This is a genomic window from Streptomyces sp. NPDC040718, from assembly GCF_055593565.1.
The window spans coordinates 271,307-285,984 of the sequence record NZ_JBVIXO010000007.1; the positions used below are offsets into that span (position 1 = coordinate 271,307).

Below are 14,678 nucleotides of genomic sequence, written 5' to 3' on the forward strand. Positions count from 1 at the left end.
CGGGAGGGGCCGGGGCCGGGTGGGGCGGGGTGTCCGGGGCTTCGGGGCGGGGGGTGGTCGAGGGGTCGGGCATCGGGGGGTCCTTCGGCGTGTGGTCAGTGGGGCCGGCGGGCGGCGGCGGGGATGGAGTCGGCCAGCCGGTCCAGGACGGCTGCGGCCTGTTCGTCGGTCAGGATCAGCGGCGGCAGCAGACGGACGACGCTGGAGTGGCGGCCTCCGAGCTCGACGATCAGGCCGCGATCCAGGCACTCCTGGCGCACGGCGGCGGCGAGGCCAGGTGCGGCGGCACCGGTGTCGGGGTCGACGAGTTCGACGCCGATCATCAGTCCGCGGCCCCGCACGTCGCCGATGCAGGGCTGGTCCGCCGCCAGACCGCGCAGGGCCGTCAGCATCCGCCCGCCCAGGGCCGCCGCGCGCTCGGCGAGGCCGTTGCGCCGGACGTAGGCGAGGGTGGCGGTGCCGGCGGCCATGGCCAGCTGGTTCCCGCGGAACGTTCCGGCGTGGGCGCCGGGGGCCCAGACGTCCAGTCCGGCCCGGTAGACGATCACGGCCAGCGGAAGGCTGCCGCCGATGGCCTTGGAGAGGACCATCACGTCCGGGACCACCCCGGCGTGGTCGACGCCCCAGAAGGCGCCGGTGCGGCCCACCCCGGTCTGTACCTCGTCCGCGATCAGCGGGATGCCCCGGACCTCGGTGATCTCCCGCATCCGGCGCAGCCAGGCGTCGGGGGCCGGGTGCACGCCCCCCTCTCCCTGTACGGGCTCGACGATCATCGCGGCGGGCACCGGGACCCCGCCCTTGGGGTCGTCGAGCAGGCTCTCGGTCCAGCGGGCCCCGAGCCGCGCGCCCTCGGCGCCGCCGACTCCGAACGGACAGCGGTGGTCCTGGGGGTAGGGCAGCCGGGTCACCCGTACCTCGCCGGCGCCGCCCGAGGCCTCCAGGGCTCCGGCGGTCATGCCGTGGTAGGCGCCGGTGAAGGTGAGCAGCCCGCTGCGTCCGGTGGCGGCCCGGACCAGTTTCAGGGCGGCTTCGACGGCGTCGGTCCCGGCGGGGCCGCAGAACTGCACGCGGGCGTCGGCGGCCAGGGCGGCCGGCAGGTTCTCGAAGAGCTCGGTGGTGAAGGCGTCCTTGACCGGGGTCGCCAGGTCGAGGACGTGCAGCGGAGCCCCGGAGTCGAGGACCCCGCGGATCGCTTCGAGGACGACGGGGTGGTTGTGCCCGAGGGCGAGGGTGCCCGCGCCGGAGAGGCAGTCGAGGTAGCGCCGCCCGTCGGCCCCCTCGATGGTCAGCCCCCGGGCGCGCACGGGGACGATGGGCAGCGAGCGGGCGTAGGTCCGGGCGGCGGACTCCCGGAGCGCCTGCCTGCGCAGGATCCCCTCCGCCGAGGCGGGCCCCCGGCCGCCCTGCGCCGGGACCTGCGGCGCGCTCCGCGTGACCGGCTTCGAGGGGCTCGGCACCACCGGCTGCCCCGCGCCCTCCATCCCCGCGCCCTGCGCCCCCGCGTGCTCCGGGATCGGCGTAGCGGCCCCCGTCATGGCCGCCGCAGAGCCCCCGGCAGCCACGGCCCCGGCCGCCGGCGCACGGGCCGACGCGCCGACGGGGGAAGCGGTCGAGGCATCGGTCGAGGCCCCGGCCGACGCCTCGGCCCCGGCCGGCAGGGGGAACTGTGCCGCGGCTGCGGTCGGTTCGGTCACGGCCACGACTGTCGGTCCTCCCGCAGGTTGCTCTTCCGGATTGCGCCTCGAACACGAACGCTGCCGCACCATCCCCCGTACGTACCAACGACGGTGACGGCTTCGGATCACGGGTGGGCCGAAGATCCTTGCGGTTCGAACGGGCGGTCGCGGCAGGAACCATTGACCCGGCGGCCGCCGTCCTAGGCCTCGGCGGCATAGTGGGGTGCTGCGATCCACCCCGATCGACTCCGTCTCAACACCTCGAAACTCCTGGGGGACTTACGACATGCGACCGAACCGACCGGTCACCGCGATCCTCTGCGCGGCCGCGCTCGCGCTGACCGCCTCGGCCTGCGGACCCGGCGACGGGGAGGCCGGCGCCGACGCCAAGCCGACCGTGGCTGCGCCCCTGCCGTCCGGCGCGGCGGACGGGATCCAGATTCCGGACGAGCTCAAGGAGAGGCTCAAGCAGCACGGCTTCGACCTGGAGAAGTGGAAGGGAGGCGCGTGGAAGAACTGGAAGAAGGAGGACTGGCTCCGCGAGGCGGGCGACTACGTCAACCCGATCATCGACGGCCTCTGGGACCCGGACCGGATGCGTGACGCGGAGCAGCCGCAGCGCCCGGCCGTCGACCCGGACGCCGGCAAGGACCAGGGCGTCACCGACCCGACCCCGGCTCCGGTGACCGCCCAGCCTGCGGCTTCGCCGTACCACAGCAGCGTCCCGGCGTCCGGCAAGGTCTTCTTCGACGGCCCCGAGGGCTCGATGGTCTGCTCGGCCACCGTGGTGAAGGACCCGGCCCACCCGGGCAAGTCCAACATGGTCTGGACGGCGGGCCATTGCGTGCACGCGGGCAAGGCCGGCGGCTGGTACCGCAACATCGCCTTCGTCCCGTCCTACAACAACGCGGGCAAGCCGGCGGCGGCGCTCAAGGGCGCGCCGCGCGAGCAGGTCGCCCCGTACGGCGTGTGGTGGAGCGACTGGGCGCAGACCTCGGACCAGTGGATCGCGACCGGCGGTCCGACGGGTGGCGCGGGTGCCCCGTACGACTTCGCGGTGCTGCACGTGACGCCGGAGAAGGGCGGCGGCAAGTCGCTGGAGGAGACGGTCGGTACGGCGCTGCCGGTGGAGTTCAACGCTCCTGCGGTGGGCAAGGTCGCGAGCATCACGGCGACGGGCTATCCGGCGGCGGCTCCGTTCGACGGGCAGAAGGCGTTCCAGTGCGCGGACAAGCCGGGCCGGCTGGCGCTCAAGCAGGCCGACCCGGTGATGTACCGCATCGGCTGCACGATGACGGGCGGTTCGTCCGGTGGCGGCTGGGTCGCGACGGGTGCCGACGGCAAGCCGGCGCTGGTGTCGAACACCTCGATCGGTCCGGCGAAGGCCGGCTGGCTGGCCGGGCCGAAGCTGGGTCCGGAGGCCAAGGGCATCTACAACGCGGTGAGCGCCAAGTTCAAGTGAGCCGGGTTCGAGTTCCGGCCTGAACGACCGAGGGCCCCCGCGTGTTGCGGGGGCCCTCGGTCGTTCCGTCAGCGGCGGCCGCGGATGGCCGCCCCGTGCCGGCGTCAGTGCTTGGCGGGCACGTACGGCGCCAGCTCCGCGGCGAGTTCCTCGTGGACCCGCGCCTTGAGCAGGGTGCCCTCCGGGGTGTGCTCCTCGGAGATCACCTCGCCGTCGGCGTGCGCCCGGGCGATCAGCGCGCCGCGGGTGTACGGCACGAGGGCCTCCACCTCGACGGCGGGCCTGGGCAGCTCGGCGTCGATGAGCGCGAGGAGTTCCTCGATGCCCTGGCCGGTGCGGGCCGAGACGGCGATGGAGTGCCGTTCGATGCGCAGCAGCCGCTGGAGGACGAGCGGGTCTGCGGCGTCCGCCTTGTTGATCACCACGATTTCGGGCACGTTGACGGCGCCGACCTCGCGGATGACCTCGCGCACCGCCGCCAGCTGCTCCTCCGGTGCCGGGTGCGCGCCGTCCACGATGTGCAGGATGAGGTCGGAGTCGCCGACCTCCTCCATCGTGGAGCGGAACGCCTCGACGAGGTGGTGGGGCAGGTGCCGGACGAAGCCCACGGTGTCGGCCAGGGTGTAGACGCGGCCGGAGGGCGTTTCGGCCCGGCGCACGGTCGGGTCGAGGGTGGCGAACAGTGCGTTCTCCACCAGTACGCCCGCGCCCGTGAGGCGGTTGAGGAGGGAGGACTTGCCGGCGTTGGTGTAGCCGGCGATGGCGACCGAGGGGACCTTGTTGCGGCGGCGTTCCTGCCGCTTGATGTCCCGGCCGGTCTTCATCTCGGCGATCTCCCGGCGCATCTTCGCCATCTTCTCGCGGATGCGGCGCCGGTCGGTCTCGATCTTGGTTTCACCGGGGCCTCGGGTGGCCATGCCGCCACCGCCGCCGCCACCCATCTGCCGGGAGAGCGACTGGCCCCAGCCGCGCAGTCGCGGCAGCATGTACTGCATCTGCGCGAGTGCGACCTGTGCCTTGCCCTCTCGGGACTTGGCGTGCTGGGCGAAGATGTCGAGGATGAGGGCGGTCCGGTCGACGACCTTGACCTTGACCACGTCCTCCAGCGCGATGAGCTGGCCGGGGCTGAGCTCGCCGTCGCAGACGACGGTGTCGGCCCCGCTCTCGAGCACGATGTCGCGCAGCTCGCGCGCCTTGCCGGAACCGATGAAGGTGGCCGGGTCGGGCTTGTCGCGGCGCTGCATGACACCGTCGAGCACGAGGGCGCCCGCCGTCTCGGCGAGGGCCGCGAGCTCCGCGAGGGAGTTCTCGGCGTCGCTGACCGTGCCGGAGGTCCAGACACCGACGAGGACCACGCGCTCCAGGCGGAGCTGGCGGTACTCGACCTCGGTCACGTCCTCGAGTTCGGTCGAGAGACCGGCCACGCGGCGCAGGGCCGCGCGTTCGGAGCGGTCGAACTGGTCGCCGTCCCGCTCTCCGTCGATCTCGTGGCTCCAGGCGACGTCCTCTTCCATCAGGGCATCGGCCCGAAGGCTCTCGGTGAAGCTCTGCGAGTCCCGCACGTTCTGCGCGTCCCGCGGGTCCTGGGAAGGGGAAGAAGAGGAGGTCATTGGATCCTTACGTCGATTCGATGGTGTCGCGCCGGCCGTCCTGTGTCAGGCCGGGCCGGCCAGGGCCAAAGGTACCGCTGTGCGTGACATAACGCTGTCACGTCCAACGTGTGGTCCCGTCCGGTGATTCCCCGGAGCGGTTACCGGTCCGATCCCCGGGCCGGTTCCCGGGCCGCGATTCTCCCGAGCGGGATCCGGCGGGGCACCGCCCCGTCGGCCTCGTCGATGGTGTCATGCCCGTTCCCCGCCCGTCATACCGTTTTCCGCCCCCACGGCTTCCCCTACGCCTTCCCCGCGGCCTTCTCTGACGCCTTCCCCGCGGCCTTCCCCGCCGCCGGGGCGGCCGCCGCCGCCGCGCCGCTCCACTCCGGGTGCCCGGGCATCGCCGGCGTGGTCTCCCCGTACAGCCAGGGCCGCAGGAAGGCCGTGAGGTCGCGCCCTGCCTCCTGCGAGGCCAGGCGTACGAAGTCCTCCGTGCCCGCCACCCCGTCCTTGTGCTCTGCCACCCAGCGCCGCTCGACCCGGTCGAAGGCCGCCGCGCCGATCTCCTGGCGCAGGGCGTAGAGGATCAGCGCGGCACCGTCGTAGACGACGGGCCGGAACAGGCCGATCTTCTGGCCGGGGGCGGCCGCCTTCGGGGCGGCCGGGGGGCCGCCCTGGGCCCGCCATTGGTCGGAGCGCTGGTAGGCCTCGCGCATCCGCCGCTCCAGGGGGTACTTCCCGAGCCCGTCCCCGTAGAGGGCCTCGTACCAGGTGGCGTGCCCTTCGTTGAGCCACAGGTCGGACCAGGTGCGCGGGGTGACGCTGTTCCCGAACCACTGGTGGGCGAGCTCGTGGACCATGACGGACTCCACGTACCACTCGGGGTAGCCGGCCGCCTCCCCTGCGAACAGGCCGTGCTCGAAGAGGGAGAGGGTCTGGGTCTCCAGCTCGAAGCCGGTCTTCGCCCGGGCGATCAGCACCCCGTAGTTCTCGAAGGGGTAGCGGCCGACGCGCTCCTCCATCCACGCGACGTGCCCTGCGGTCTTGGCCAGCCAGGGCTCCAGCCGCTCCCGGTCGGCGGCGGGCACGACGTCGCGCAGCGGCAGGCCGTGGGGGCCGGTGTGGTGGAGGACGGCGGAGCGGCCGATGGAGACCTGGGCGAGCTCGGTGGCCATCGGGTGCAGGGTCCGGTACGTCCACTCGGTCGTCCCCGCAGCCCGCGCGGCCGGGAGCGCGCCGGGCAGCCCGTTGGCCACGGCCCTGTACCCGTCGGGGGCGGTGATCCGGAAGGTGAAGTAGGCCTTGTCGGCGGGGTGGTCGTTGCAGGGGAACACCCGGTGGGCGGCGTCGGCCTGGTTGGCCATGGCGAGGCCGTCCTCGGTGACGACCCACCCGCCGTCGGAGGCCCGGCCGCGCGGGTCGCTCGTGTGCCGGACGGTGATGCGCAGCGGCGTGCTCGCCGGGACCGGGTGCGCTGGGGTCAGTACGAGGTCCTCCCCGGCGGCCTCGAAGCGCGCGGGCTGCCCGTTGACCTCCGCGGAGGCGACCGTTCCGTGCGTGAAGTCGAGGTTGATCCGCTCCAGCGGTTCCAGGCTGCGGGCCTCGATGGCGGTGACCGCGTCGAGGGGACTGCCGTTGTCCTTGTACGTGAGGGACAGGTCGTACGAGAGGACGTCGTAGCCGGGGTTGCCGAGCTCGGGGAAGAGCCGGTCGCCGATGCCCAGCGGCTTCGGCGGGGGCAGCACGGCGGCGACGAGGGTGAGGGAGGCCGCGGCGAGCAGGGAGGCGCGCAGGCGCGGGGAGGTGAGCTGCATCCACCACCGCTTACCAGCGTGTGTCCCGGGCCCGCGAGCGGCGCGCGACGACTCCACCCGAACGGGGCGCGGCTGCCGGGCAGCGGACTCCGTACGCCCCCGCGTACGCGCCCCTGCGCGTGCTGTCCCCGGAACCCCCCTGCTCCCCCCTGCGCCCCCTGAACCCCTCCGGGGCCCTACACCCGGCTGACGTCGTACACGCCGGGGACGTCCCGCATCGCCCGCATCAGCGCGGGCAGTACCGCCGCGTCGGGCAGTTGCAGCGTGTAGCTGTGGTGGACCCGCTGTTCGACGGGAGGCTCCACGGTGGCGGAGACGACCTCGACCCCCAGCCGGGCGATGGCCTCGGTCAGGTCGGCCAGGAGGTGGGGGCGCCCGAACGATTCGGCGTTGAGCGTGACCCGGCAGTCCGCGGTGGCCCGCCAGTGCACGGCGACCGAGGTGCGGCCCACGGAGCGCATCTGGGCCACGGCCGGGCAGTGCACGCGGTGGACGGTGACGGCCCCGCCGCGTACGACGAATCCGGCGACCGCGTCCGGCGGTACGGGGGTGCAGCATCCGGCGAGGCGGACGTGCGCGTCGGGCAGGTCGGCGACTGCGTTGCCCCCGCCGCCGCGCAGACCCGGCACGGACAGCGGCGCCCGCGGCGCGGCGGTGGCGGGGCCGGGGCCGTCGGGGTGGGCCTGGAGCCAGCTGCCGATGGCGATCCGGGCGGCCGGGGTCCTGGCGTGCTCCAGCCAGTCGGGGGCGGGCCCGGAGGAGGCGTCCTGCGCGAGGAGCAGCTGGACGGTGTCCCCGTCGGAGAGCGGGGAGGAGAGGGAGGTGAGGCGCCCGTTGACGCGGGCGCCGATACAGCCGTGGGCCGCTTCGCCGTGCTGCGCGTAGGCGGCGTCGATACAGCTGGCTCCGGCGGGCAGGCCCAGGGTGCCCCCGTCGGCGCGGAAGACGGTGATCTCCCGGTCCTGGGCGAGCTCGGCGCGCAGCACGCTCCAGAAGGTGTCGGGGTCGGGTGCGGACTGCTGCCAGTCGAGGAGCCGGGAGAGCCATCCGGGGCGGGTGGGGTCCACGCGTTCCTCGTCGCAGTCCGCGGAGGCGGGCTCGCCGGTGGCGTACGGGTTGCCGAGGGCGACGACTCCGGCTTCGGCGACGCGGTGCATCTGGCGGGTGCGGACGATGACCTCGGCGACGTACCCCTCGGGGACGGCGACGGCGGTGTGCAGCGACTGGTAGAGGTTGAACTTCGGTACGGCGATGAAGTCCTTGAACTCGGAGACCACCGGGGTGAAGCAGGTGTGGAGTTCGCCGAGCACGCCGTAGCAGTCGGCGTTCTCGGCGACGAGGACGAGGATGCGGCCGAAGTCGGAGCCGCGCAGTTCGCCGCGCTGCCGGGAGATGCGGTGGAGGGAGACGAAGTGCCGGGGCCGTACCTGGACCTCGGCGGTGATGCCGGCGTCGCGCAGGACGGTGCGGACGGATTCGGCGATGGCGGCGAGGGGGTCGTCCTCGCCCGCGCGGGCGGCGATGAGGGAGCGGGTGTGCTCGTACTCCTCGGGGTGCAGGATCGCGAAGACGAGGTCTTCCAGCTCGGTCTTGAGGGCCTGGACGCCGAGGCGTTCGGCGAGCGGGATCAGGACGTCGCGGGTGACCTTGGCGATGCGGGCCTGTTTTTCGGGGCGCATGACGCCGAGGGTGCGCATGTTGTGGAGCCGGTCGGCGAGTTTGATGGACATGACGCGGACGTCGTTGCCGGTGGCGACGAGCATCTTGCGGAAGGTCTCGGGTTCGGCGGCGGCTCCGTAGTCGATCTTCTCGACCTTGGTGACGCCGTCGACGATGAAGCAGACCTCGTCGCCGAACTCCTCCCGGACCTGTTCGAGGGTCACGTCGGTGTCCTCGACGGTGTCGTGGAGGAGAGAGGCCGTCAGAGTGGTGGTCTCGGCGCCGAGTTCCGCGAGGATGAGGGTGACGGCGAGCGGATGTGTGATGTACGGCTCACCGCTCTTGCGCATCTGGCCGCGGTGGGAGTGCTCCGCGAGCAGATAGGCCTTCCGCAGAATGGACAGATCGGCGTCCGGATGGTGGGCGCGGTGGGCTTCTGCTACGTGCCCGATGGCGTCGGGCAGGCGGTCGCGTGACGTGGGCCCGAGCAGGGCCGCGCGCCCCAGGCGGCGCAGATCGAGTCGGCTACGGCCTCGTCTGCGCAGCTCAGGGCGCATCTCGGCATGTGCTTCGGGGTTCGTGGCCTCTGCACTCATGGGCACCTCCGGCGGCTTCGACCGGCGGTGGCGGGCATGGGGTGAGCCCTCAGGGCCGGTGCCTGATGTTACCGACCCCACCACGTGGCGCAGTCCACCTCTCGCTCAGCGTGAAACGGATCACCCATGAGAGGGAACCTTCAGGCGAAAGCCGTTTCGGTCAGCCAGGCGGCTTCGAACTCCCCGGAGGCGACGATGACGGCCGGTCCGGTCATGTCGACGCGGCCGTCGGGGTGTTCGGTGATGACGAGGGTGCCGCCGGGCAGGTCGACGGTGTACGAGACGGGGCGGCCGGTCTCGGCGGGGTCGGCTCCGTCCCGGCGGATGGCGGCGACGGCGACGGCGCAGGCGCCGGTGCCGCAGGAGCGGGTCTCGCCGGAGCCGCGCTCGTGGACGCGCATGGCGACGTGCCGCGGGCCGCGGTCGACGACGAACTCGACGTTGACCCCGGTGGGGTAGGCGGAGGCGGGGCTGAACGGCGGGGGGCTGTACAGGTTTCCGGCGTGGTCGAGGCTTTCAACGAACGCGACGGCGTGCGGGTTCCCCATGTTCACGTTGCGGGCGGGCCAGGAGCGCTCGCCGACGGAGACGGTGACGTCGCCCTCGGGGAGCAGTGCGCGGCCCATGGAGACGGTGACGTCTCCGGTCTTGTCGAGGTGGACCTGCTTGACGCCGCCGCGGGTGGCGATGGCGAGGTCGCCGGGCTCGACGTGGCCGGCGTGCTGGAGGTAGCGGGCGAAGACGCGGACGCCGTTGCCGCACATCTCGGCGACGGAGCCGTCGCTGTTGCGGTAGTCCATGAACCACTCGGCCTCGTCGGCCATGTGCGCGGCCTCGGGGTGCGCGGCGGAGCGGACGACGTGCAGCACACCGTCGGCGCCGATGCCGGCCCGGCGGTCGCACAGGGCGGCGACGGCGGTCGGGGGCAGCTCGACGGCGTTGTCCGGGTCCGGGACGATCACGAAGTCGTTCTCGGTCCCGTGGCCCTTGAGGAAGGAGAGGGTGGTGTGCGTCACCCGCCCATGGTACCGAGCGGCTCGGGGCCGCGGCCTGCGGGATCAGCATGCGGTCAGGCCGCCGCCTGGGCGGTGCCGCGGCCGGTCGGCGCGGTCAGCGGAGCCGGGCCACCCGGTAGACGGCGAGTGCCACGACGGCCAGCGCGACCAGCGCGTACAGCGCGGCCATCCGCCAGTCGGGGCGGCGGCCGCTGCCGCGCGGCGGCAGCCCCGGCCAGGTGTAGCCGACGCGGCGCGCGGCCATCATGCCCCAGCCGCCGGCGCAGGAGCTGATGAGGAAGCCGAGCATGGCGACGACGGCTCCGCCGTCCCCGAACTCGAAGGCGAGGGGGAAGGCGAACATCAGGGAGCCGGCGGCGGCCAGCATCACGATGGGAGCGATCTGCCAGATGCGCAGGCGGCGCTGCGGGCGCAGCTCGACCTCGAACTCGGGGCCGGCGGCCTCCGTGCCCGGTTCCGGGGCGTCGGGGCCGTCGGGGCTCAGCCGGGCCGGTTCGGCGGGCAGCCCGAGCCCGTCGGCGTCCGTGTCGGGACCCGCCGGGGTGCCGGTGCCGCCGGAGCCCGCCGGGGCGTCCGGCGTGCCGGGTCCGGCGGGCGCGCCAGGCTCGCCGGGCCCGCTTCGGAGCATCGGGTCCGCTTCCCGCCTGGTGTCGTCCCGCCCCGTGTCACGAGGGCCGGCCTCCATAGCCACGCGCCCTCCCCACTCGGACTTCGTACGCCACTGTTCAGAAGTTTGATGATGGCACGGACCTGGGCCCGCGACGGGCACACGGGGCTTCCCGATGCAATCACGTGATCAGGCTGTGACCGCTCGTTCGACCAACGACTGCGCGAGTCCGGGGAGTTCCCCCCGGTCGGCGGCGGCTCCGCTGAGCCAGTGCACCCGGGGGTCGCGGCGGAACCAGGAGTCCTGGCGGCGGGCGAACCGCTTGGTGGCGCGTACGGTCTCGGCCTTGGCCTCGTCCTCGGTGCACTCCCCGGCGAGGGCGGCCAGTACCTGCTGGTAGCCCAGTGCGCGGGAGGCGGTGATGCCGTCGCGCAGCCCCTGGGCCTCCAGGGCGCGGACCTCGTCGACCAGGCCGTCGTCCCACATGCGGTCCACGCGGAGCGCGATCCGCTCGTCGAGTTCGGGCCGGGCCACGTCGACGCCGATCTGGACGGTGTCGTACACGGACTCGTGGCCGGGCAGGTTGGCGGTGAAGGGCTTGCCGGTGATCTCGATGACCTCCAGGGCCCGGACGATGCGGCGTGCGTTGCTGGGCAGGATCGCGGCGGCGGCGGCCGGGTCCACCGCCGCGAGGCGGGCGTGCAGGGCGCCGGGGCCGCGCAGGGTGGCCTCCTCCTCCAGCCGGGCGCGTACCTCGGGGTCGGTGCCGGGGAATTCCATGGCGTCGAGGGCGCCGCGCACGTAGAGGCCGGACCCGCCGACGAGAACGGGGGTGCGGCCCTGTGCGAGCAGTTTGTCGATCTCGGCGCGGGCCAGGCGCTGGTACTCGGCGACGCTGGCGGTCTCGGTGACGTCCCAGATGTCGAGGAGGTGGTGCGGGATCCCGCCGCGCTCCTCCGGCGTCAGCTTGGCGGTGCCGATGTCCATCCCCCGGTACAGCTGCATGGAGTCGGCGTTGACGACCTCGCCGTCGAAGTGGCGGGCCAGGGCGACGCCCAGGTCGGACTTTCCGGCCGCGGTGGGACCGACGACGGCGATGACCCGCGGGGCGGGGGCTGCATTCCTCACCGGCACAGTCTCGCAGCCCCCGGTCAAGACACCGTCATGTACCCGATCGGGTGAGGTGACGGGGTGCGGGCGGGGTCGTTGCCCTGAAGAGGTTCCGGCCCGGCGTGCGCCTGGCGCGCATCTGGTGGAGGCCGGTCCGGCCAGGGCGGAACTTCACCCGCACGAGTAACGTTATGGGAGTAGACATGGGCGTTTTTGACCGGATTTTTCGCCGCAAGGAAGAGGTAGTGGCCGAACCGGCCGCCGCCGAGGCCGGGGCGGCGGAGGCGCTGGAGGCGGAGACCGAGGCGGCCGTACGGGCCGAGGAGGTCGTGGAGGTCGAGGAAGCCGGGTCTGCGGCGGCCGGGACCCCCGCGGCGGAGGCCGTGGAGATCCCGAAGCAGCAGTCGGTGGAGGAGGCCGCGGACAGCGAGGCCGGCGAGGGCGCCCGTACGTAGTCACGCCACTGGAAGGTGCCCCATGGGGTTCATGGACAATCTGAAGGCCAAGCTCGCTCCGGCGAAGGACAAGGTCGGCGACCTCGCGCAGCAGCACGAGGGCAGGATCGGCGAGGGCCTCGACAAGGTCGCCAAGGTCGTGGACTCCAAGACCCATGGCAAGTACAGCGCCCGGATCACGACCGGCGCGGACAAGGCGAAGGACGCCCTGGGCAAGATCGCGCACAAGGACACCCCCGGCGGGCCGACGCCGCCGGCCGCCTGACGCGGTACCGCGAGGGGCGCGGGATCGGCTGATCCCGCGCCCCTCCGCCGTGTGTGCGTACGGGCGGACCCGGCGCCCGCGTCCGCTACGACCAGGCGGCCACGAAGTAGCCGACCCCGTACGGGGCGTCCTCGTACAGCAGCCGGCCGTCCAGACCCGCGCCCTCCGCGGCGCCCGCGAGCACCTGCCAGGGGGCCCGGCCGGCGGCCAGCAGCTCGGCGGCGAGCACGGGGTCCAGCGCGGCGAGCGCCCCGGTGTCGGCGGCGCCCAGGGCCCGGCCGGCGGCGGCGTCGAAGGCGGCGGCCCGTTCGTCCAGGTAGCCGGGGGCCTTCAGGGTCCGGCAGGCGCTCCCGTCGCCCAGGACGAGCAGCGCGACCCGCCCGGCCCGCGCGGCGATCTCCCGGCCGGCCAGCAGGCAGCCCTCGGTCTCCAGCGGCTCGCCCACCGCGAGCCCCTCGACGGGGGCGGCGCCCCACCGCGCGCGGCCCAGCAGCCAGGCACCGACGGCCAGGGAGTCGGGCAGCGCCCGCTCCTCGGAGTCGCCGGGACCATCCCCGAGGCGGACCTCGGTGTCGACCCCGAAGCCGTGGAACCCGCCCCGGGATCCCGGCGGGTAGGCCCCGGCCCGGCCGGCTCCGGCGGCGCCGACCACGACCAGCAGGTCGGGCCGGGCGGCGGCGAGCACGGCCAGCGCGTCGGAGCAGGCGGTACGGGCGTCGTCGAGTTCGGCGGCGGCGCCCGCGGCGACCTCCGGCACGAGGAGCGGCGGGGCGGGGCAGACGGCTGCGGCTACGAGCATGATCCGCAGCCTAGCCGCCCCGGCCCTTGCGCGGTCAGTCGATCGCGCAGCCCGAGGTGGCGGCCGGCAGCGGGGCCGGGACGCCGATGGACGGGATGCCCAGCATGACGCCGGCGGGCTGCGCGGGGGCGGCGTTGCGCTTCTCCCAGGCGTCGCCGGCGCGGGTGCGGCGCACGGCCTGCGTCGGGCCCTCGGCGAGGAGGTGGTGCGGGGCCGCGTAGGTGATCTCCACGGTGACCACGTCGCCGGGGCGGACGTCCTCGTCGGGCTTGGTGAAGTGCACCAGGCGGTTGTCGGGGGCGCGGCCGGACAGGCGGGCGGTGGCGCCGTCCTTGCGGCCCTCGCCCTCGGCGACCATGACCTCCAGGGTGCGGCCGACCTGCTTCTTGTTCTCCTCCCAGGAGATCTCCTCCTGGAGGGCGACCAGGCGCATGTAGCGGTCCTGGACGACCTCCTTGGGGATCTGGCCCTCCATGTCGGCGGCGGGGGTGCCGGGGCGCTTGGAGTACTGGAAGGTGAAGGCGCTGGCGAAGCGGGCCTCGCGCACGACGTGCATCGTCTGCTGGAAGTCCTCCTCCGTCTCGCCGGGGAAGCCCACGATGATGTCGGTGGAGATCGCGGCGTGCGGGATCGAGGCGCGGACCTTCTCGATGATGCCGAGGAAACGCTCCTGCCGGTACGACCGGCGCATCGCCCTGAGGATCGGGTCCGAACCCGACTGCAGCGGCATGTGCAGCTGCGGCATCACGTTCGGCGTCTCGGCCATGGCGGCGATGACGTCGTCGGTGAAGTCCTTCGGGTGCGGGGAGGTGAAACGGACCCGCTCCAGGCCCTCGATCCGGCCGCAGGCGCGCAGCAGCTTGGAGAAGGCCTCGCGGTCGCCGAGGTCGGAGCCGTAGGCGTTGACGTTCTGGCCGAGCAGGGTGATCTCGGAGACGCCCTCGGCGACCAGGGCCTCGACCTCGGCGAGGATGTCGCCGGGCCGGCGGTCCTCCTCCTTGCCGCGCAGCGCCGGGACGATGCAGAAGGTGCAGGTGTTGTTGCAGCCGACGGAGATCGAGACCCAGGCGGCGTACGCGGACTCGCGGCGGGTCGGGAGCGTGGAGGGGAACGCCTCCAGCGACTCGGCGATCTCGATCTGGGCCTCCTCCTGGACGCGGGCGCGCTCCAGGAGGACCGGCAGCTTGCCGATGTTGTGCGTACCGAAGACCACGTCGACCCAGGGGGCCTTCTTGACAATGGTGTCGCGGTCCTTCTGGGCGAGGCAGCCGCCGACGGCGATCTGCATGCCGGGGCGCTTCGTCTTCATCGGGGCGAGCCGGCCGAGGTTGCCGTACAGCTTGTTGTCGGCGTTCTCGCGGACGGCGCAGGTGTTGAAGACGACCACGTCGGCGTCGCCGTCGGAGCCCTCGGGCGCGCGGACGTAGCCCGCGTCCTCCAGCAGACCGGAGAGCCGCTCGGAGTCGTGCACGTTCATCTGGCACCCGTAGGTGCGCACCTCGTAAGTTCCCTTGGGGTCCACCACTGCCGTGCTCCGGTCGCTGCTGCTGGTCATGCAACAAGGGTAGGCGGTGCCGGAGGGCCCTCCGGTCGCCGGTGCCGGCCGCCCCCGGGAGGCGCCGTGGGG

Annotated in this window: 12 protein-coding genes; 3 read left to right on the forward strand and 9 right to left on the reverse strand. The window is 73.4% G+C overall.

Annotation, left to right across the window (positions count from 1 at the left end):
- Positions 1-95: 95 nt before the first annotated feature.
- Complete coding sequence (locus ACZ597_RS20410; RefSeq protein WP_471332041.1) at positions 96-1,481, reverse strand: diaminobutyrate--2-oxoglutarate transaminase family protein; 1,386 nt, start codon at positions 1,479-1,481, stop codon at positions 96-98.
- Between the two features lie 481 nt (positions 1,482-1,962).
- Here ACZ597_RS20410 and ACZ597_RS20415 point away from each other — a divergent pair, with 481 nt between their 5' ends.
- A complete protein-coding gene (locus ACZ597_RS20415) occupies positions 1,963-3,138 on the forward strand; it encodes a trypsin-like serine peptidase (RefSeq protein WP_471331912.1) in 1,176 nt (391 codons plus the stop codon).
- A gap of 104 nt (positions 3,139-3,242) precedes the next feature.
- Here ACZ597_RS20415 and hflX read toward each other — a convergent pair whose 3' ends face one another.
- From hflX to miaA, 6 genes are all read right to left on the reverse strand, one after another.
- Complete coding sequence (gene hflX, locus ACZ597_RS20420) at positions 3,243-4,748, reverse strand: GTPase HflX (RefSeq protein WP_471331915.1); 1,506 nt, start codon at positions 4,746-4,748, stop codon at positions 3,243-3,245.
- Positions 4,749-5,029: 281 nt separating this feature from the next.
- Positions 5,030-6,544, reverse strand: a complete 1,515-nt coding sequence (locus ACZ597_RS20425; RefSeq protein WP_471331917.1) for a M1 family metallopeptidase — start codon at positions 6,542-6,544, stop codon at positions 5,030-5,032.
- A gap of 176 nt (positions 6,545-6,720) precedes the next feature.
- Positions 6,721-8,799 carry a RelA/SpoT family protein gene (locus ACZ597_RS20430; protein WP_471331919.1) on the reverse strand — a complete coding sequence of 693 codons (2,079 nt, stop codon included), beginning with the start codon at positions 8,797-8,799 and terminating at the stop codon, positions 6,721-6,723.
- A gap of 140 nt (positions 8,800-8,939) precedes the next feature.
- Complete coding sequence (dapF, locus tag ACZ597_RS20435; protein ID WP_471331921.1) at positions 8,940-9,815, reverse strand: diaminopimelate epimerase; 876 nt, start codon at positions 9,813-9,815, stop codon at positions 8,940-8,942.
- Positions 9,816-9,909: 94 nt separating this feature from the next.
- Positions 9,910-10,500: a hypothetical protein gene (locus ACZ597_RS20440; protein WP_471332044.1), complete on the reverse strand. Its 591-nt coding sequence runs from the start codon at positions 10,498-10,500 to the stop codon at positions 9,910-9,912.
- A gap of 111 nt (positions 10,501-10,611) precedes the next feature.
- Positions 10,612-11,550, reverse strand: a complete 939-nt coding sequence (gene miaA / locus ACZ597_RS20445) for a tRNA (adenosine(37)-N6)-dimethylallyltransferase MiaA (protein WP_471331922.1) — start codon at positions 11,548-11,550, stop codon at positions 10,612-10,614.
- A 185-nt stretch (positions 11,551-11,735) separates the two neighbouring features.
- On the opposite strand from miaA, the gene ACZ597_RS20450 reads away from it, so the two are divergent.
- Together ACZ597_RS20450 and ACZ597_RS20455 are read left to right on the forward strand one after the other, a co-directional pair.
- Positions 11,736-11,987: a hypothetical protein gene (locus tag ACZ597_RS20450; protein WP_471331924.1), complete on the forward strand. Its 252-nt coding sequence runs from the start codon at positions 11,736-11,738 to the stop codon at positions 11,985-11,987.
- A 22-nt stretch (positions 11,988-12,009) separates the two neighbouring features.
- The gene (locus tag ACZ597_RS20455; protein ID WP_471331926.1) at positions 12,010-12,252 is read left to right on the forward strand and encodes an antitoxin; all 243 of its coding nucleotides are present in this window, start codon (positions 12,010-12,012) and stop codon (positions 12,250-12,252) included.
- A gap of 85 nt (positions 12,253-12,337) precedes the next feature.
- Here the strand turns inward: ACZ597_RS20455 and ACZ597_RS20460 are convergent, their stop codons facing one another.
- Entirely contained in the window at positions 12,338-13,051 is a 714-nt protein-coding gene (locus ACZ597_RS20460; protein WP_471331928.1) for a class III extradiol dioxygenase subunit B-like domain-containing protein, read from the reverse strand.
- A gap of 34 nt (positions 13,052-13,085) precedes the next feature.
- The gene (miaB, locus tag ACZ597_RS20465; protein WP_471331930.1) at positions 13,086-14,606 is read right to left on the reverse strand and encodes a tRNA (N6-isopentenyl adenosine(37)-C2)-methylthiotransferase MiaB; all 1,521 of its coding nucleotides are present in this window, start codon (positions 14,604-14,606) and stop codon (positions 13,086-13,088) included.
- Between the last annotated feature and the right edge of the window lie 72 nt (positions 14,607-14,678).

What these genes read in the sequence shown, in the direction of transcription:
- ACZ597_RS20410 (WP_471332041.1), bottom strand. Translation starts at nt 1,481, where the DNA reads ATGGAGGGCGCGGGGCAGCCGGTGGTGCCGAGCCCCTCGAAGCCGGTC.
- ACZ597_RS20415 (WP_471331912.1), top strand. Translation starts at nt 1,963, where the DNA reads ATGCGACCGAACCGACCGGTCACCGCGATCCTCTGCGCGGCCGCGCTC.
- hflX (WP_471331915.1), bottom strand. Translation starts at nt 4,748, where the DNA reads ATGACCTCCTCTTCTTCCCCTTCCCAGGACCCGCGGGACGCGCAGAAC.
- ACZ597_RS20425 (WP_471331917.1), bottom strand. Translation starts at nt 6,544, where the DNA reads ATGCAGCTCACCTCCCCGCGCCTGCGCGCCTCCCTGCTCGCCGCGGCC.
- ACZ597_RS20430 (WP_471331919.1), bottom strand. Translation starts at nt 8,799, where the DNA reads ATGAGTGCAGAGGCCACGAACCCCGAAGCACATGCCGAGATGCGCCCT.
- ACZ597_RS20440 (WP_471332044.1), bottom strand. Translation starts at nt 10,500, where the DNA reads ATGGAGGCCGGCCCTCGTGACACGGGGCGGGACGACACCAGGCGGGAA.
- ACZ597_RS20450 (WP_471331924.1), top strand. Translation starts at nt 11,736, where the DNA reads ATGGGCGTTTTTGACCGGATTTTTCGCCGCAAGGAAGAGGTAGTGGCC.
- ACZ597_RS20455 (WP_471331926.1), top strand. Translation starts at nt 12,010, where the DNA reads ATGGGGTTCATGGACAATCTGAAGGCCAAGCTCGCTCCGGCGAAGGAC.
- ACZ597_RS20460 (WP_471331928.1), bottom strand. Translation starts at nt 13,051, where the DNA reads ATGCTCGTAGCCGCAGCCGTCTGCCCCGCCCCGCCGCTCCTCGTGCCG.
- miaB (WP_471331930.1), bottom strand. Translation starts at nt 14,606, where the DNA reads ATGACCAGCAGCAGCGACCGGAGCACGGCAGTGGTGGACCCCAAGGGA.